Source organism: Desmonostoc muscorum LEGE 12446 (genome assembly GCF_015207005.2).
Lineage (GTDB): Bacteria > Cyanobacteriota > Cyanobacteriia > Cyanobacteriales > Nostocaceae > Nostoc > Nostoc muscorum.
The window spans coordinates 2305790-2323942 of the sequence record NZ_JADEXS020000001.1 but is presented as its reverse complement, the minus strand read 5'-3'; the positions used below and the strand labels follow the sequence as shown (position 1 = coordinate 2323942).

The following is an 18153-nucleotide window of genomic DNA, read 5'->3' as shown; positions in this document are numbered from 1 at the left end:
CATCAAAAAGTTTATCAGGACTAAAGTCCTTACTACCAACTTGAATTTTTACGCCTAGTTAATTGGCAACGGGAGAAATAATAATAATGGCAGCTATCCTGGGAAGTCGTACTATCAGAAAAAATCCCCGCAAGCAGTTCAATAAATTAGTTTCACAAAAAATTCTGCCGCCATTGGTAGCCTTGGCTATTTTTTTAGTGATTTGGGAATTACTTTGTCTAAATCCTAACTTTCAATTACCTGGTCCAATAGAAACATTTTCAGAAACTTGGGACCCTTTTATTATTAATCCTTTTTTTGATAATGGTGAAAGTGATAAAGGCTTGGGCTGGCAAATACTTAGTAGTTTGGGAAGAGTTGGTTTAGGTTTTTCTCTAGCGGCAATTGTTGGTGTTGCATTGGGAATTTGTATTGGTGCTAATAAGTTACTTTATAATGCCGTAGATCCCATCTTCCAAGTGTTGCGGACTGTACCGCCTCTTGCATGGCTGCCAATTTCCCTAGCAGCATTTCAACAAGCTAATCCTTCAGCTATTTTTGTAATTTTCATTACGTCCATTTGGCCAATTATCATTAACACGACTGTAGGGGTACAACAAATTCCTCAAGACTATGTAAACGTAGCTAGAGTTTTACGTTTGAAAGGGGCAAAGTATTTTCTGAAAGTTGTATTTCCTGCCACTGTTCCTTATATCTTCACAGGGTTACGCATTGGCATTGGTTTATCTTGGTTAGCGATTGTTGCAGCAGAAATGTTAGTCGGCGGTGTAGGAATTGGTTCCTTTATTTGGGATGCTTACAATACCACCACAGAAACTAATTTAAGTGAAATCATCCTCGCACTCATCTATGTTGGTTTAGTCGGCTTAATGTTAGATAGATTAGTTGGTTTTATCGCCAGTAAAGTTGTACCGGAATAGGGACTGGGGACTGGGGACTGGGGACTGGGGACTGGGGATTAGGAAATAATTCTTTTAACTGCTAATACCCAATACCCAGTACCCAATCCCTAATACCCAATCCAAAATCCAAAATCTAAAATCAAAAATTGCTATGAGTACTTTTGTTGAAGTTGACCACGTTGACCGTGTATTTGAACTTCCGAATGGGGGCAAATATATTGCTCTCAAAAATATTGAATTAAAAATTCGACAAGGGGAATTTGTTTCTCTAATTGGACATTCTGGCTGTGGTAAATCTACTTTGCTCAATATCATCGCAGGTTTAGATAGAGCAAGTATTGGCGGTGTGACTTTGGAAGGGCGAGAAGTTAGAGATCCCAGTCCAGATCGGATGGTTGTGTTTCAAAACTATTCTTTGCTGCCTTGGTTAACAGTACGGGAAAACGTCGCCCTAGCTGTGGATGAAGTGTACAAGGGTAAATCCAAAAGCGATCGCCAAACTATTATCGAAGAACATATCGATATGGTAGGGCTGCGGTTAGCGGCGAATAAACGTCCTAGTGAGTTATCTGGGGGAATGAAACAACGGGTAGCGATCGCCCGCGCCTTAGCTACTCGTCCCAAGTTGTTATTGCTAGATGAACCCTTTGGGGCATTGGACGCCCTAACACGGGGGAGTTTGCAAGAACAACTGATGAAAATCTGCAACGAACACAACGTTACTTGTGTAATGGTGACACATGATGTGGATGAGGCGCTTTTATTGAGCGATCGCGTTATCATGCTCACCAATGGCCCAGAAGCGCACATCGGACAAATTCTCGAAGTCCCAATTCCTCGCCCGCGTCAACGCCTGGAAGTCGTCAAACATCCCAGCTACTACAGTCTGCGGAACGAAATGATTTACTTCCTCAACCAACAAAAGCTGCTCAAAAAACGCAAAGCACAGCAGACTCCAGCACCAGCCGCTATATCCCGCAACGGCTTAGAAAAAGTCAATCTGCAAATTGGCTTTATGCCGTTAACTGATGCTGCACCTTTAATCGTTGCTCAAGAAAAAGGCTTTTTAGCCAAGTACGGTTTAGATAATATCACCCTCACTCGTGCCTCTAGCTGGAAAGAAATTGCTCAAGGTATTGCTACTGGTAAATTAGACGCAGCCCAAATGCTGGCGGGAATGCCCTTAGCCCTGACTTTGGGCGCTGGCGATAAAAAACCAATTCCTGTAATCAATGCCTTAAATATTTCTCGCAATGCTAACGCCATCACCCTCAGTAAAAGATTATATAGCCAAGGTGTCAGAAATCTCGCTGACCTAAAAACGGCGATTAACGCTACTCCCGACCAAATTTTGACTTTGGGTGTACCTCATTCAACCTCAATGGTCAACTTAATGCTGCGTTATTGGCTGGCGGCTGGTGGTATAGATCCCGATGGAGATGTCAGCTTAACGGTGATTCCACCAATGGAAATGGTTTCTCAACTCAAAGCTGGAAATATAGACGGTTACTGTGCTGGAGAACCCTGGAACTACCTTGCTGTTCATCAAAATTTAGGCTTTGTTGCAGCCACAGCTTTAGAAACTTGGTCAGGACAGCCAAAAAAAGTCTTGGGAGTGCGCGAAGATTGGGCGCAACAGTACCCAGAAACCTATCTTGCTCTCGTTAAAGCACTATTAGAAGCTTGCCAATACTGTGACGATCTCCGCAACCGCGAAGAAATTTTAGAAATACTCTGCCGTTCTGAGTACCTGGACATCGATCCTGTATATGTTCGTCCTGGTTTTGTTGACCCCTACGATCGCGGCGACGGTACAGAACCACAAGAAGTTAAATCATACAATCAATTTTTTGTCAATAAAACTAACTATCCCAACCGCACCGAAATTTTGTGGATGCTTACTCAGCTGGCACGCTGGGGCTTAACACCCTTCCCCAAAAACTGGGTAGAGGTGATTGAAAGAGTCTGTCGCACAGACATATTTGGTGCAGCTGCACGCGAACTCGGCTTACTCGATATCGGAGAAGATGACCCGATTCACTTATTTGATGGTAAAGTTTTTAACCCATCAGAACCGATAGAATATCTCAAAAGTTTGGAAATTAAACGGCAAATCCGGGTTGAAGAAGTATTCATTTAGTTATTGACAAGACAAGAGGCAAAAAGCAAAGGGCAAGAAAGAAACTCCATTAATGAGGCTTAGAACTCCATTAATGAGGCTTAGAACTCCATTAATGAGGCTTAGAACTCCATTAATGAGGCTTAGAACTCCATTAATGAGGCTTAGAACTCCATTAATGAGTATTTGAACTCCATTAATGAGGCTTAGAACTCCATTAATGAGTATTTGAACTCCATTAATGAGCCTTTGAACTCCATTAATGAGCCTTTGAACTCCATTAATGAGTATTAGAACTCCATTAATGAGCCTTTGAACTCCATTACTTCTTTACCTCTTCCTTTGCGCCCTTTGCGTCCTTGGCGGTTCGTTAAAAAAACTTGTAATTAAAGGTATAAATTCATCATGCAAACAGTAAACGGAACCAGCAGCAAAACTCAAATTAATCAACAGCCAACCCAAAAAGCAGAAAATTTTCTAGTCATCGAAGGCGTAAGCAAAATTTATCCAACTCCCGAAGGGCCCTACACCGTACTCGATGGAGTTGACTTAAAAGTGCGTGAGGGCGAATTTGTTTGCATAATTGGTCACTCTGGCTGCGGCAAATCAACACTGCTCAATATGGTTTCCGGGTTTAACGCACCCACCGATGGCGTCGTTATGCTGCAAGACAAACCCATCACCGAACCAGGCCCCGATCGGATGATGGTATTCCAAAACTATTGTCTACTGCCTTGGTTGAGTGCCTTTGATAACGTTTACCTTGCTGTTGATTCAGTGTTTCCGAAAAAAACCCAGGCAGAAAAACGGGCGATCGCCAGAGAACATTTAGCAATGGTAGGACTGACAGAAGCCGCTGACAAGAAACCCAGTCAGCTTTCTGGCGGGATGAAACAGCGAGTAGCGATCGCCCGTGCCCTTTCCATTCGCCCCCAACTTTTGATTCTCGATGAACCCTTTGGAGCCTTAGACGCCATCACCAAAGAAGAATTACAAGAAGAACTCCTGCAAATCTGGCGAGAACATCAAGTCACCGTACTCATGATTACCCATGACATTGATGAAGCACTTTTCCTCGCCGACAGAGTTGTGATGATGACTAACGGCCCCGCCGCCAACATCGGCGAAATCCTGAACATTCCCTTCTCCCGCCCCCGCAATCGTCGCCGCATCATGGAAGATCCAGAATACTACAACCTCCGGAACTACGCCCTAGACTTCCTCTTTTGCCGATTCGCTCACGCCGACGAATAAAAAAATTGGGCATGGGGCATTGGGCATTGGGCATTGGGCATTGGGCATTGGGCATTGGGCATTGGGCATTGGGAGTATTGAGTGAGGAGTTATTATTCTCCCTCTGCTCCCCAGTCCCCAGTCCCCACTCCCCACTCCCCAGTCCCCAGTCCCCAGTCCCCAGTCCCCAGTCCCCAGTCCCCAGTCCCCACTTCTTCCGAAATTAGAATGCTTAAAAAGTTATTTTCATTCAGCGATCGCTATCGCATCTTACATCAGACTTGGTTTGCTTTTTTTCTCACCTTTGTCTGTTGGTTTAATTTTGCTCCCTTCGCTACAACTATTGGCAAACAATTAGATTTAGCGCCTGAACAAATCAAAACTTTGGCCATCTGTAACCTGGCTTTAACAATTCCGGCAAGGTTAATTATTGGGATGCTTTTGGATCGTTTTGGTCCTAGAATTACCTATTCAATGCTGCTGATGTTTGCGGCTGTTCCTTGTTTGGCGACAGCGCTAGCACAAGATTTTAATCAACTAGTCATCAGTCGTCTGCTGATGGGAATTGTCGGTTCTGGGTTTGTTGTCGGTATTCGGATGGTGGCGGAGTGGTTCCAACCGAAGGAAATGGGAATTGCCCAAGGTATTTATGGCGGTTGGGGGAACTTTGGGGCTTTTGGTGCCGAGTTTGCCTTGCCGATACTTGCAGTTTCTACAAGCTTTTTGGCTGGTGGGGCTTCTAATTGGCGATTAGCGATCGCTTTTACAGGAATCGTTGCAGCCATATATGGCGTAATTTATTACAACAGCGTCCAAGATACGCCCACTGGTAAAATCTACAAAAAACCTAAGAAAAATGGAGCTTTAGAAGTAACCAGCATTAAAAGTTTCTGGGCGATGATTGTCTCAAATTTCGGTTTGATTTTCGCTCTAGGTTTATTAGCTTGGCGCTTGGAACAAAAGAATATTCACTTCTTAACTTTGAGTCAAATGTATCTGGCTTGGTTATTCTTAGCAGGATTGTTTGCTTACCAAAGTTACAAAGCTTGGGAAGTAAATCGGGATCTTTTAACTGGCAAGAAAACTTACCCACCAGCGGAACGTTATCAATTTGGTCAAGTAGCTTTACTCGAATTTACTTACATAACTAACTTTGGTTCCGAACTTGCTGCCGTTTCCATGTTGCCGGCATTTTTTGAGAAAACCTTTGCTTTAGAACATGTTGTAGCCGGGATGATTGCTGCAACCTATCCCTTTTTAAACTTAGTTTCTCGCCCCAGCGGTGGCTTAATTTCTGATAAACTCCGCTCCCGGAAATGGACAATGACAATTATCAGCGCAGGCATTGGTATTGGCTACTTGATGGTACATTTTATTAATAGTAACTGGCCGATTCTGCTGGCGATCGCAGCTACAATGTTTGCCGCTTACTTTGCCCAAGCTGGCTGTGGTGCAACCTACAGCATCGTACCCTTAATTAAAAAAGAAGCCACTGGACAAATTGCCGGAAACGTAGGAGCTTATGGTAATTTTGGCGGCGTAGTTTACCTGACAATTTTTAGCTTAACCGACGCTCCCACACTATTTAGCACAATGGGTTTAGCTGCGATAATTTGCGCCTTCATGTGTGCCTTCTTCCTCAAAGAACCGAAAAACTCCTTCGCTGCTGAAGGTGAACCATCAGAAACCCCAGCTACTATCTTTTTAACCGAAGAATAATCAAGATCGCGCAGAGTCGCAGAGGCGCAGAGAGGAAGAATCGCAATTTTCAATTAATAAGCTAAACCCCATCTAGTTTGCATAATTTGAAATTGTACATTTCTTGTGGGGTGGGCGTCTCGCCCGCCCAGTATATGCAAGTTAAATGTGAAACAGCTTACCTCTCTTCTCTGCAACTCTGCGCCTAGAGTGAAAATTATCAAATAAAATCGCAATTTTTAGCCACTATATCTGATATCAAATTCTAATAATTAGTATTTTTCATAAATCCACCAAACAGCTTTTTAATTAAAACTTTTAATCCAAAATCCAAAATCTAAAATCCAAAATTGATATGAGTGAATTTACCAAAACCCTCTGCCCTTACTGTGGTGTCGGTTGTGGACTAGAAGTTTCACCCCCAGCCCAACCCAACAAAGCAACCAATCGAGATAACCAAGGAAATCCAACTTGGCGAGTACGGGGCGATAAAGCTCATCCATCCAGTCAGGGTATGGTTTGCGTCAAAGGCGCAACCATCGCCGAATCTTTAGATAAAAATAGATTACATTACCCAATGGTGCGAGACTCTTTAAATCAAGAGTTTCGCCGTGTTAGTTGGGATGAAGCTTTCAATTTAATCACCCAGCGCATTCAAACTGTGCGTTTAACTGAAGGGCCAGAAGCTATATGTATGTACGGTTCTGGTCAATTTCAAACCGAGGATTATTACATAGCCCAGAAATTCATGAAAGGGTGTTTGGGTAGCAATAATTTTGATGCAAATTCCCGTTTATGTATGTCTAGCGCTGTGGCTGGATACATTCAAAGCTTTGGCTCAGATGGTCCTCCTTGCTGTTACGAAGACCTGGAGTTAACCGACTGTGCATTTTTAATTGGCACTAATACAGCCGAATGTCACCCGATCGTTTTCAATCGATTGGAAAAGTATCACAAAAAGAACCGCAAAGTCAAAATGATTGTGGTTGATCCCCGTCGCACACCAACCGCAGAAGCCGCAGATTTGCATTTAGCCATTCGTCCCGGTACAGATATCGATTTGTTAAATGGTATCGCTCATTTATTGATGCGCTGGAACTACGTTGATACCATGTTCATGGATGACTGTACCAGCAATTTTCCGGCATACGCCGAGGTAATTCGCCACTATCCGCCAGAAGTGGTAGCTCGTGAATGCGGGATCAGTATTGAAGATTTAGAAACAGCAGCTCGGTATTGGGGTCAATCACAGCGGGTGTTATCGTTGTGGTCAATGGGTGTGAATCAATCCTCCGAAGGAACGGCTAAGGTGAGAACCATCATTAACCTACATCTGATGACCGGACAAATTGGCAAACCTGGGGCTGGCCCTTTTTCCCTCACCGGTCAGCCAAACGCAATGGGAGGACGGGAAGCCGGGGGTTTGTCCCATTTATTACCGGGTTATCGGGTGGTAAAAAATCCCCAGCACCGTGCAGAAGTTGAGGAATTTTGGGGACTCAAGCCAGGACAGATTTCGCCCTATCCGGGTTTGAGTGCTTGGGAAATGATTACTGGGCTGGAAAATAATGCTGTGGGGTTACTGTGGATTGCTGCTACGAATCCGGCTGTGAGTATGCCAGATTTAGAACGGACAAAAAAGGCGTTGTTGCGATCGCCTTTTACCATTTACCAAGACGCCTATTATCCCACAGAAACCTCCGCCTATGCTCATCTTCTGTTGCCTGCTGCCCAGTGGGGCGAAAAAACTGGCGTGATGACCAACTCGGAACGCGTGGTAACTCTATGTCAAGCCTTCCGCCAACCGCCAAGAGAAGCTAAAGCAGATTGGGAAATTTTTGCTGAAGTTGGTCGCCGGCTCGGTTTTACCAAAGAATTTGCCTTTGCTAACTCCGCTGAAGTTTATGCTGAGTTTGCCAAACTAACTAAAAATCGCCCCTGCGATATGACGGGTATCAGTCACGCCCAATTACAAACACAAGGCCCGACTCAATGGCCTCACCCAGAAAAAAGTTATGAGTTAAGAGTTAAGAGTGATGAATTAGAATCTTCAACTGCTAACTCCTCACTCCTAACTCCTAACTCCAAAAGACTCTACACCAATCTCCGCTTCCACACCCCTGACGGACGCGCTCGATTTGGGGCATATTACTCTAAGGGATTGGCAGAACCACCAAACTCTGATTATCCTTTTGTATTAACTACTGGACGAGTTTACGGTCATTGGCACACGCAAACGCGCACTGGGCGCATTGAAAAAATTTGCAAAATGCATCCCGAACCGTTTATCGAAATTCATCCCCGTGATGCTGCTCGGCTAGGTATTATAGATAACCAATGTGTAGAAGTGCGATCGCGTCGTGGTCAAGCTAAATTTCCTGCTAAAGTAACAAAGGCGATCGCACCTGGTACGGTTTTTGTCCCCATGCACTGGGGTTCACTCTGGGCAGATAATGCCGAAGCTAACGCCCTCACCCATCCCGAATCTTGCCCCGATTCCCTGCAACCAGAATTAAAAGCCTGTGCGGTGCAGTTGATACCAATTTCTCTGGAAGTTACAGTCAAAAATTATCAACTCCAATCTTCACAATCGTAAGCTGCTAAGTATAACTATTAACAACGAATTGCCGATCAGCAATAGGTAATTTAGTCAATAGTCAGTAGTAAATAGTTATTATAATTTTTTCTGTCTCTCAACTTTTGACTGTTACCAATTACCATATCTAAAGAGGTAAAATTTTTAGCAACAAGAAGTTTTACTAGCCCCAATTTTAATCGGGGAAATAAAAAATAGGTAAAAAACTTACCAAGTATCGGTAAGTGGTCTTTTTTAATCCTCTAGATTTATCTATGGGATTTTATTTTAGAATCGGGTGCAAGAGATGAAAAGGCTACTGAAACTAATTTTAGGAATTACCAAAGACCAGAACTTCATGCACATGATTGAAAATATAGAAGTCCTGGTTTCTAAGGTTCTATCTATTTTAATGGTCATTGTAATTTTAGTGGCGATCACTGATTTAGGAGTCTTTTTATTTAAAGAATTATTTACAGTACCTTATGGTAAATTTAACACAACTTTGTATAAAATATTTGGTTTATTTTTGAATATTTTAATTGCTTTAGAAATCTTAGAAAATATCACAGGTTATTTGCGAAAACACGTTATTCAGGTGGAATTAGTTATTGTCACTTCTTTAATTGCTGTTGCTAGAAAAATTATTATTCTTGATTTAGAAAAAGTACCAGGTATTGATATAATTGGTCTAGGGGTTGCTATTCTTTCCCTGTCAATTAGTTATTTAATAATTCGTTTTAGTAATTCAAGGTAAAAACGTTAAATCAGAGACATAACAGCTTGTTGGGCATTTCAAAAAATATTTTCCCACTCCCTATTCCCTACTCCCTACTCCCCACCCTCACCCAAAAATTATAGCTTAGTCAATTCATATCATAATGAGCTAATTTTCAATACTTTCTTATGGCAGATTTCTTTCAATTTGAAGCAGATTTTGTTCATTCACTGCGTTGTATTCCCATGCAGGTGCGTTGCAAATTAGATACCTGTGGCATCAAGCTAAAATTGTCTGATTGGAATCAAATGACTACAGCAGAGCGTCAAGCTTTAGTCGAATTGCCTTGCACTACAGAAACCGAAATTCAGTCTTACCGCGAATATATCCAGGAGTTGATTCTACAACACACAGGCACAGCAGCTGCCAAATTGCCCATAGAACCCCATCCTGCATGGCTGGACTCTGGCACTATACCACCCAGTGTCCAGGAAAAAGCTCAAGAAATAGGAGTAGTCCTGACAGAGCAAAAATGGGCAGCTTTAAGGCCCTTACAGCGTTTTGCCTTGATTAAACTGAGTCGTTCCGGGCATGAAAACAAAAACTTTCCCAGAGCGATCGCAGAATTCCATCTGCTTTAATTACCAGGTAACAAGCAATAGGTTCTTTTGTCCTTTCTCAGAAAACCCCTTGCCTTTTTCTCGCTAGCAAATAATATACAACGATCCGTTAAACTTTGTTAACTCACAACCGTCAAATGGTGCATTACGGCACAGTTAGTGCTGTAATATATCGATAAATTCGCGTATAAGCGCATCAGCTGACGTGCGTCTAAATTACACATTTTGACGTTAAGACTGTCATTTGTGAGTTGTTCTTTGCAAATGACCAATGACAAATAACAAATAACTGAGGATAGTAAAAATATGGCTGCCAAGAAACTTTTGATGCTCGTTGGCGACTATGTAGAAGACTATGAAGTAATGGTTCCTTTCCAGGCGCTGCAAATGGTGGGACACACTGTCCATGCAGTTTGCCCCAATAAAAAAGCTGGCGACAAGGTGCGAACGGCAGTTCACGACTTTGAAGGTGACCAGACATATAGCGAAAAACCCGGTCACAATTTCACTTTAAATGCTACCTTTGCAGAAGTAAAAGCCGAAACCTACGATGCCCTAGTAATTCCTGGAGGACGGGCACCAGAATATATCCGTCTGAATCACCAGGTGCTAGAAATTACCCGTCACTTTGCCCAAGCAAATAAACCGATTGCTGCTATTTGCCACGGCTTACAGTTATTGGCAGCGGCTGATGTATTACAGGGCAAAAGATGTACTGCTTACCCTGCTTGTAGCCCAGATGTCAAGAGTGCTGGAGGTATCTATGTTGATATCCCTGTTGATGAGGCCATAGTTGACGGTAACTTGGTGACAGCACCAGCTTGGCCAGCTCATCCCCGTTGGCTGGCAGAATTCCTCACAGTACTTGGAACAAAGATTGAACACCCAGAACTAGCTAGAGTTATTTAAACAGAAGATATCAAAAATCTTTTAGTTCAACCTTCAAGACAGTTTCTTTCACTACTCCCTACTCCCTACTTCCTATCCCAAAACAGCTTAGTCAATCATTAAGTGGCTAAAATAACTGACAACAGACCACTGGCAATCATATATTTTTTGAATCAAACTAAATGCAGTAAAAATTACTTTTTTAAGAGATTGCCGTGGGTTTCATTTGCAGCTAGGATGTCAAGAGTAGAGAACCCATAGAATCTGAATTGATGTGCCCAATAACCCAGGTTTATGAGAAAGTCTCAGCAGATGAAATACTTATTAACATTAGATGAATGAAAAAATGGGAAATTTTACATCTAGAAATTTAAATTTCTTAGCAGGAAGTGAAGCTATAGTGGATTTAGCAATGCTGCTGTTGATGTGGCTAAGGTTAGTCCTGCTGCCCAATTATTTTAAGAATTAGTTTAGAAACGCACTCTAACTCAATGACAGGCAAAAACGCAAGACATAATGCATTTCTGCGGCTAGTGTCTGGTAATGGAGCAGCTTCGGGATCGGAATCTCGGTTCTCCCTGCCCCCCAGTAAAGAGATAGTAATTGGACGCGACCCCAGCTGCCAAGTTGTCTTGGATGCCATGACGTACCGAATGGTATCTCGTCGTCATGCGGTGGTTCGTCCCCTGTCTTTATCTCCAGATAGCAAATTTAGCTGGGTGCTTTGCGATTTGAATAGTGCTAATGGCACTTATTTAAATGGACAACGCTTGTATGAATGTCAAGAATTGCACCCAGGCGATCGCATTTCTTTAGGTTCTGATGGGCCGCAATACGTTTTTGAGTACGAGTTGACCTCACTCGCCCCGGCGACGACTGTAAACCAACTGACACCGCTACCGTCAGCAACCAACTACCACAACCACACCCAATTAAAGCAGCCTGATTCTGTTAGCTTCACTCAGCTTTTTCCGATTATTTCCACAGGTAAAGATTTAACTCGTAAAGCTTACCTCGTACCGGGAATACTGACCGTAATCTTTGTAGTGCTGATGTTTGCTACAGTCGGTCGTCCCCAAGCAAATCAAGTAATCGTCGCAACTTACATCGCTTTCGCTGCCTATTATTTTGTTTACCAACTTTGCGGTAAACAAAAGCCGTGGTGGGTGCTAATGGCTACGGCAATAGGTACGACTTTGATTTTACTCAGCCCGCTGTTGGATTTATTTATCTTCGTGTTTCGCGGCATCCTACCTGGAAACTTGCCCTCCCCCCAAGAATCTACCACCTTCACAGAATTGCTGGTGCGGATGTTTTTTGGTGCTGGGTTGATGGAAGAATTACTGAAAGCATTGCCTGTACTTGGAGCATTTGCCATCGGTAGAATATTGTCTTCACCTTGGCGGGAACGCATCGGCGTTTGGGAACCTCTAGATGGTATTCTCCTGGGAACGGCTTCGGCTGTGGGCTTCACTTTATTGGAAACTCTCGGTCAATATGTGCCAGATATCACTCAAAATGTTACACAACAGGTGGGTATCGGCGCTGCTGGTCAACTGGCGGGTTTACAACTGCTAATTCCGCGAATTTTAGGCTCTGTGGCTGGACACATGGCTTACAGTGGCTATTTGGGCTATTTTATCGGTTTGGCTGTCCTCAAACCCAGTAGAAGTTGGCAAATTCTTTCTATTGGTTATCTGAGTGCCTCTGCACTCCACGCTCTCTGGAATGCTACCGGATCGATTAATGCCTTGCTGTTAGTAGTTGTTGGTGTGTTATCTTACGCCTTTTTGATGGCGGCAATTCTCAAGGCACGGGCGCTTTCACCGACGCGATCGCAAAATTTTGCGACCAGATTTCTTGGACCCAGATAACAGATGAGGGGATGAGGGAGGCAAGGGGACAAGGAGAATCACTCCTAACTCCTAACTCCTAACTCTTAACGGGCTAAACGCCCCGCTTCCGCTAACAGCACTCAAAACTGTTTTGTCCAATTCCCAATTCCTAATGACTATAAAAAATATATGTCTTGGGATAGATGGTCTGATTCTTAGATTACCCTATTCTTAGTCTACCCTAGTGCTGCTGTACTTAAAAACTGAAAGTTAATAAACGTTTAAAAGGCAACACAATACCAGCAGATAAATCTACTTGTCTCGGAAGTTAAATTATTCAAAAATAAATGGCAGAATGAAATTATGGTTCGGACTGGTATTTATTGAGTTGAGTCAAAGCATAGTAAGCGATCGCCAGACTAACCTTTGCTTGCTCTATTTCCGATAAATTTGTCCATTCCCTATTGTTAAGGCTAGTCATGGTAGATTCAGGGTTATGTGATTCGCTACCTCGCATGGCATAAGCGAAAGGACGAGCTAAGACTAAAAGATCCTCTTCTCCCCAATTTGGTAGTATAGTCTGAACGCACTCAACTAGTTGCTCGCCCCTTAATTGATGATGGGAGAATATTTCAGCAGCTTTAGTGGCGATGGCGTTGAGTAATGTTTGGGGAACGCAGGTACAAAAAGTAGCGCGTAATGTTTCTTGCAGATTAAGTACTACTGACTGTTGGGGATTGTGATTTTCGCTTTCACTAAAGGAGATACCAGACCAAAGTGTGTCTAAATGGTTGTAAAAATCTTGCGATCGCTTTGTCAGATCTTCATCTATTAAATCTTCGATCTCGAATTGTTGCTCTAGTTCTTGAAAATAAGCTTCTGACTCTTCATCAGCCGGATTCCAAGGATAGGTAGCATCGTCTGGTTCTAGTAAAGCTTCTAATAACTCTAAATCTACTTGAGACTGCAAAGAAGAGAAAGTGTCTGAGCCGTTAATTTTATTAGTCATTTTTTATTGCCTCACGATTATTTAGTGGTATTGACAGCTACAACCGCCGAGAAGAGATTTCCGCAAAAAAGTTGATTTTTTCTCTTCGTAAAAACAGATTTTTAAAATTGATACTCAAGACCAAAATTGATTTCTGCAATAGCTGTACTAGGAGTCTTCAATAATAAACTCCCAGGTCTCACCTCTAGCACTTCCAAACTTTAACTGCATACCGGATTTCAAGGGTACTTCCTCTCGGAGGATTTGCTGCCAGCCATTAGGTCCTAAAAACCACGTTGTTCCGTAGGTAGAAAAATCTTGCAAATAATAAGTTCGCACCAGTGTAGCATCAGTCAAAGTATTGCGGCAGAAAATTTCAGCGTGACGTTTAGAAACAGACGGTTCGGGGATGACAATATCATTATCTTTGGTGCGACCGATGCGAGTGACTCCATAACGCAATAACCAGGTTTTATCTTTTGAAGAGAGCGATCGCAAACTTGCACTAGGAAGCGCCGAACCAACATCAGGAATGGCTGTGTCTGGTAATTCGGTAATTCCTTCATCCAGATTTTTAACAAGTTCGCCATTAAAATCTGGATGCAGGTAAAGAACTGGCAAAGTCCAAGCAGGTTGATTGAATCTATATAGTGTTAATAGTTCTTTTCTCGCTTGGGTGACAGCTTCATCAATTGGCTTATACAATCGCAAAGCTTCAGCAAAGGCTTGAATAAAACTGTGGCTTTCGTGGTCAGCGATTTGATCCCGCATCCCCAAAACCGCTGGTACACCATGCCGAATTAATACTTCTGCTAAACTGCTGGCAGGTATCGCTTGATGATTGCTATCAGCTGGTCTAGCTCCCCAACAGGCGTTGAAAACTGCTAACTTCACACCTGTACGGGTCAATGCTTGGGCTAATTCTATACCATTGAGGGTGTTATCTGGTCGCAAAAACAGCAATCCACCGTCTGGATCTGGCAACCCGTGTCCAGCATAAAAGAAGACATTGTATGCTTTGGTTTCTAATTCTTGAATCAATTCCTCTGGAGTTGGTTGTAAGAGTTGATTCACTACGCAAGGTGCATATCTTTGGGAATTGCTATCCACTGGGGTATCTACAAGAGTTTGCTGTAAAATCAGCGCTTCTTGTTCTAGTTGCAGGTTTTCATCATGACCTAAAACCAGCAGGATACTTAAAGCTTGGTCAGTTCGCAAATACGGTAAGGGATCAACTTCACTGCTTGTGCGACTAAATAGTAAATCTTGGGAAAGGGACATTGCTGATTGACCAGGCTCACGCTGCATAATTTCCCAAGGTAGAGCAATGAGATCGGGGTCACGAATTTCCAGTCGAAAGCGCAAACGTGTATGCTGACCCTGAGCAATCCCGCGACTGCGTTCTAGACTGCCGAGAATTTGTCCATCGAATACCCAGCGCCATAAATTCATTCCCAAGTATTGCATTAGACGGCTGCTGTAAGGGCCAGTAGTCTGACTTGAAGGGAATGAAATCGCATCAATGGGCAATGGGTTGTTGTTTTGAGATGTTGAGTTTGGGGGAAGATCTAAACGGCTATGATCAGCAAACATCTGCTGCCATTCTTGCCAGACTTGGGTGAGTTCAACAGGCCACACACAGTCACGTAAAACATAGCCACTGGGATAGGGAGCCTTGACCACCCAAATGGCGAAGTTGTCAGTGCCAGTGTTTAAGAGACGGGCGATCGCCAAATTCAGGGATGGCATGGATTCATAAAACTAAAAGCTAAAAACAAATAATTTCAAATGAAGAAGAATTCAGAAGTCAGAATGGGCTACGCCCCGCTGCGCTAACAGAATTCAGAATTAATTAATGGGGGATTGGAACCCACGACTGATTGTTTTGCACCAAGTCATAGATTTGGTGTGGTGTTTCACCGTTTATTCATCAGCCAGTCGTAAATAATTCATGCTGAATTCTGACGGCTGACTCCTGAATTCTTTATTCATAACAATTCTCCAAGGTAACAAATTTTTACTTTTTTACCCTGTCAGTTTTTTAGTCTGGTTGTTACCTGTTATTATTCCAGGTTTTTACTAGTTTATCGAGTATTTGTCTAAGTTGGACTGGTATCAGCTGGTTGAGTAGCTGGTGGCTGGGTGAGGGGTTTACATGGATTTGCTGCGCCTGGTTGCAAAACAGAGACTCCAAAACTCTTCAGTTGTTGAAATTTAATCGATATTGGTTTTGCTGGGGATGGTGCTGGAGTTGGCGTAGGTTTATTGGTACAGACTCGCATCCGAACTGAAAAATCTTCAGATGTAGGTTTGGGATTTGGTTCGGTGTTGATAACTTGTAAAAAACTTTTAGCAGCAAGGGGTGGGTTGTCTTCTAAACGAATTTCCTTGGTGGTTTGAATAACCCAGCCAGGAGAAAGGTTAGCAAGGGTTCGGGGTGGCTGTGTGGCTGCAACAGTAGGGCTTTGAGTTGGTGTGGGAGTGGACGCAACTTCAGACTGGCCGGATTTTGATTGCAATTGCTTGACGAACAATCCCAGAGAACCAGCGATTATGACCAATATTAACGGAACTATCCACTGTAGAGGTAATTGGCGAGTTTTGGTAGGTTGAGTTTCCTCAATGACCTGAGTTTTTTGGTTTGGGCTGCTTAAAACTGATGCATCTGCCCCTCTGGATGCCAAATCAACAGTTTTTGCAGAGTAACTTTCTGGAATGACTGCTTTGATGGTGATTTCAGGTTCCCAGTATTGGACTTGATAGTGTACTAAAGCGACGGTGACATTATCGTGTCCATTCTTCGTGTTAGCGATTTCTATTAATCTATCTGCAACATTTACGATATTTGTTTCCCCAAGCAAAATTGGTAAGATTTCTGTTTCCCAGTATTCCTCTACGCGATCGAAATCACTTAAACCATCGGATGTGAGTAGAAAAATTGCATCTTCATCGAGCATAAACCGTGCAGATGTAGGATGCAATGAAGTGCTAGGACCCATCCCCAAAGCTTGGACGAGGGAGCCGGCAGCACTTTGTTGCACAGCCTCGCGGTAAATGGCATAGCCCAACCGTACTTCGCGGGAAGCGACATCATCATCAAGGGTCACTTGATAACAGCCTTGGCGTGTAATCCAGTAGGCACGACTATCACCGACGTGGGTAATGTACATTTCGTGAGCTACAGGCAACGCCATGACTAAAGTTGTGCCCATACGCTGACGCCCTTGGCGATTTTCACCGTCATTGCGCTGACTAATTTTGTCATTAGCCATTGCTACTGCTTTTTCTAAGTCATTCAGCAAAAGTGAGGGGTCTATGTGGTCGTAGGGAACTTTGGTGAGTTGCTGTACCTGTTGTTGGATTGTTTCAATGGCTAAATTTGATGCGACATTGCCGCCTTCGTGTCCGCCGATGCCATCACAGACAATTGCTAAGGCTGTGGGCTGGGGTGGTTTGCTCACTAGAGTGCCAGTGGGTGGGCTACAGGCGTCTTCGTTACGTTGGCGACTAGGCCCAGTATCGGTTTTAGTGATAATTTTGATTGTGGGTGTTTGCGATCGCCCCAATTGTGCCAGTCCGCGATCTAAAACTGTAATTAATTGTTCGGATGAGTGAATTTCGCCCTGAGTCAGAGAAAGACTAACGCGATCGACAAATTCCACTATTGCTGGTTTGGCGTTATCGATCAATTGCCGCCAGAATTCCCCTAATTGAGGCAATTCTGGTGGTGTAGTGTCGTCGAAGCGCAATTCCAACAAACGGACTAGGGAGCCTTCTACCCGTAAAACAGATGAGTCAAGCAAGCTAGAGACGACACCTTCACTGGCCAGAGGTTGCCACAAATGAGCTATCTGCCACAACCAATTGAGTTGGCGCATGGATGTCGCATCATGCCAAGCAGTGGTTAATTCGCTGCCGAGATGCACTTGTTGGGTTGTGTCATCCACCATGATTGGTGGTTTTTCTAAAAGTAATATTTCCTGCTGGGGTGAGTCGTTAGTTAGGGGAAGGACTCCATATACCTGCGGTACGTGTAAGCGGTAGGGAATGAGTCTTAGGTAAGCTCTGGGGATCTGTAAATTCTCTAACTCTGGTGTTAGGGTTAATAAACCAGGCTTCGTATCTAATAGAAGAAATTTATCAGCAATTAAATAGCGATCGGCTAATATTTTTCCAGGGCTACCCAAACTCTGGCCATCCACCACAGCCCAGAGATAATTTTTGGGTAAGGGCGTGGAACATCGCTGGCAAAACTTATGAGTCAGGGGATTGGCAGCCTGACAATTTTCGTGTGGACACTGGAGCGTTGCCGCGTCATTTTCCATAGTTTTCCCACCGATCAGCGATTGGCAATTTCTTTAACAGCATTAGTAGGGACAATCTAGACCGCTCATCTTTCTTAAACTTGACATCTCCAGATTTTAGATGATGATTTTAGCTGGCGGTTATCAGCAGGTGCTAATACTTAACTTATTTAAAGAATAGGCTCCCAAGTTAACCTACAGCCCCATCATAGCTTCTATTGCTCTGTGACTCTCCATCAATAAAGCAACCAACTCCAACCCTGTCACCAAAGC

General features: G+C 43.3%; 12 protein-coding genes. 9 read left to right on the top strand and 3 right to left on the bottom strand.

Annotated elements, in window-relative coordinates:
- Window positions 1-86: 86 nt before the first annotated feature.
- From ntrB to IQ276_RS10005, 9 genes are all read left to right on the top strand, one after another.
- The gene (gene ntrB / locus IQ276_RS10045; protein ID WP_193925362.1) at window positions 87-920 is read left to right on the top strand and encodes a nitrate ABC transporter permease; all 834 of its coding nucleotides are present in this window, start codon (window positions 87-89) and stop codon (window positions 918-920) included.
- A 133-nt stretch (window positions 921-1053) separates the two neighbouring features.
- Window positions 1054-3042: an ABC transporter ATP-binding/substrate-binding protein gene (locus tag IQ276_RS10040; protein ID WP_193924503.1), complete on the top strand. Its 1989-nt coding sequence runs from the start codon at window positions 1054-1056 to the stop codon at window positions 3040-3042.
- A gap of 384 nt (window positions 3043-3426) precedes the next feature.
- The gene (locus tag IQ276_RS10035) at window positions 3427-4275 is read left to right on the top strand and encodes a nitrate ABC transporter ATP-binding protein (RefSeq protein ID WP_235115562.1); all 849 of its coding nucleotides are present in this window, start codon (window positions 3427-3429) and stop codon (window positions 4273-4275) included.
- A 207-nt stretch (window positions 4276-4482) separates the two neighbouring features.
- Window positions 4483-5973 carry a NarK family nitrate/nitrite MFS transporter gene (locus IQ276_RS10030; protein WP_193925347.1) on the top strand — a complete coding sequence of 497 codons (1491 nt, stop codon included), beginning with the start codon at window positions 4483-4485 and terminating at the stop codon, window positions 5971-5973.
- Between the two features lie 334 nt (window positions 5974-6307).
- Complete coding sequence (locus IQ276_RS10025; RefSeq protein ID WP_235115561.1) at window positions 6308-8548, top strand: molybdopterin oxidoreductase family protein; 2241 nt, start codon at window positions 6308-6310, stop codon at window positions 8546-8548.
- Window positions 8549-8834: 286 nt separating this feature from the next.
- Window positions 8835-9284 (top strand): phosphate-starvation-inducible PsiE family protein, encoded by a 450-nt coding sequence (locus IQ276_RS10020; protein ID WP_193925051.1) that lies wholly within the window; start codon window positions 8835-8837, stop codon window positions 9282-9284.
- Window positions 9285-9433: 149 nt separating this feature from the next.
- Window positions 9434-9886 carry a nitrate reductase associated protein gene (locus tag IQ276_RS10015; protein ID WP_235115560.1) on the top strand — a complete coding sequence of 151 codons (453 nt, stop codon included), beginning with the start codon at window positions 9434-9436 and terminating at the stop codon, window positions 9884-9886.
- Window positions 9887-10171: 285 nt separating this feature from the next.
- Window positions 10172-10774 (top strand): DJ-1/PfpI family protein, encoded by a 603-nt coding sequence (locus IQ276_RS10010; RefSeq protein WP_193919026.1) that lies wholly within the window; start codon window positions 10172-10174, stop codon window positions 10772-10774.
- A 470-nt stretch (window positions 10775-11244) separates the two neighbouring features.
- A complete protein-coding gene (locus IQ276_RS10005; protein WP_193919028.1) occupies window positions 11245-12627 on the top strand; it encodes a PrsW family glutamic-type intramembrane protease in 1383 nt (460 codons plus the stop codon).
- Window positions 12628-12949: 322 nt separating this feature from the next.
- Here the strand turns inward: IQ276_RS10005 and IQ276_RS10000 are convergent, their stop codons facing one another.
- The 3 genes from IQ276_RS10000 to IQ276_RS09990 all read right to left on the bottom strand — a co-directional run bounded on the left by IQ276_RS10000 (window position 12950) and on the right by IQ276_RS09990 (window position 17901).
- A complete protein-coding gene (locus IQ276_RS10000; RefSeq protein WP_193919030.1) occupies window positions 12950-13597 on the bottom strand; it encodes a hypothetical protein in 648 nt (215 codons plus the stop codon).
- Window positions 13598-13744: 147 nt separating this feature from the next.
- On the bottom strand, window positions 13745-15325 hold the full coding sequence (locus IQ276_RS09995; RefSeq protein WP_193919032.1) for a CHAT domain-containing protein: 1581 nt from the start codon (window positions 15323-15325) through the stop codon (window positions 13745-13747).
- A gap of 350 nt (window positions 15326-15675) precedes the next feature.
- Complete coding sequence (locus IQ276_RS09990; RefSeq protein WP_193919034.1) at window positions 15676-17901, bottom strand: protein phosphatase 2C domain-containing protein; 2226 nt, start codon at window positions 17899-17901, stop codon at window positions 15676-15678.
- Between the last annotated feature and the right edge of the window lie 252 nt (window positions 17902-18153).

Coding starts and splice junctions, on each gene's coding strand:
- IQ276_RS10020 (WP_193925051.1), top strand. CDS start 8,835: ATGAAAAGGCTACTGAAACTAATTTTAGGAATTACCAAAGACCAGAAC.
- IQ276_RS10035 (WP_235115562.1), top strand. CDS start 3,427: ATGCAAACAGTAAACGGAACCAGCAGCAAAACTCAAATTAATCAACAG.
- IQ276_RS09990 (WP_193919034.1), bottom strand. CDS start 17,901: ATGGAAAATGACGCGGCAACGCTCCAGTGTCCACACGAAAATTGTCAG.
- IQ276_RS09995 (WP_193919032.1), bottom strand. CDS start 15,325: ATGCCATCCCTGAATTTGGCGATCGCCCGTCTCTTAAACACTGGCACT.
- IQ276_RS10015 (WP_235115560.1), top strand. CDS start 9,434: ATGGCAGATTTCTTTCAATTTGAAGCAGATTTTGTTCATTCACTGCGT.
- ntrB (WP_193925362.1), top strand. CDS start 87: ATGGCAGCTATCCTGGGAAGTCGTACTATCAGAAAAAATCCCCGCAAG.
- IQ276_RS10000 (WP_193919030.1), bottom strand. CDS start 13,597: ATGACTAATAAAATTAACGGCTCAGACACTTTCTCTTCTTTGCAGTCT.
- IQ276_RS10025 (WP_235115561.1), top strand. CDS start 6,308: ATGAGTGAATTTACCAAAACCCTCTGCCCTTACTGTGGTGTCGGTTGT.
- IQ276_RS10040 (WP_193924503.1), top strand. CDS start 1,054: ATGAGTACTTTTGTTGAAGTTGACCACGTTGACCGTGTATTTGAACTT.
- IQ276_RS10010 (WP_193919026.1), top strand. CDS start 10,172: ATGGCTGCCAAGAAACTTTTGATGCTCGTTGGCGACTATGTAGAAGAC.
- IQ276_RS10030 (WP_193925347.1), top strand. CDS start 4,483: ATGCTTAAAAAGTTATTTTCATTCAGCGATCGCTATCGCATCTTACAT.
- IQ276_RS10005 (WP_193919028.1), top strand. CDS start 11,245: ATGACAGGCAAAAACGCAAGACATAATGCATTTCTGCGGCTAGTGTCT.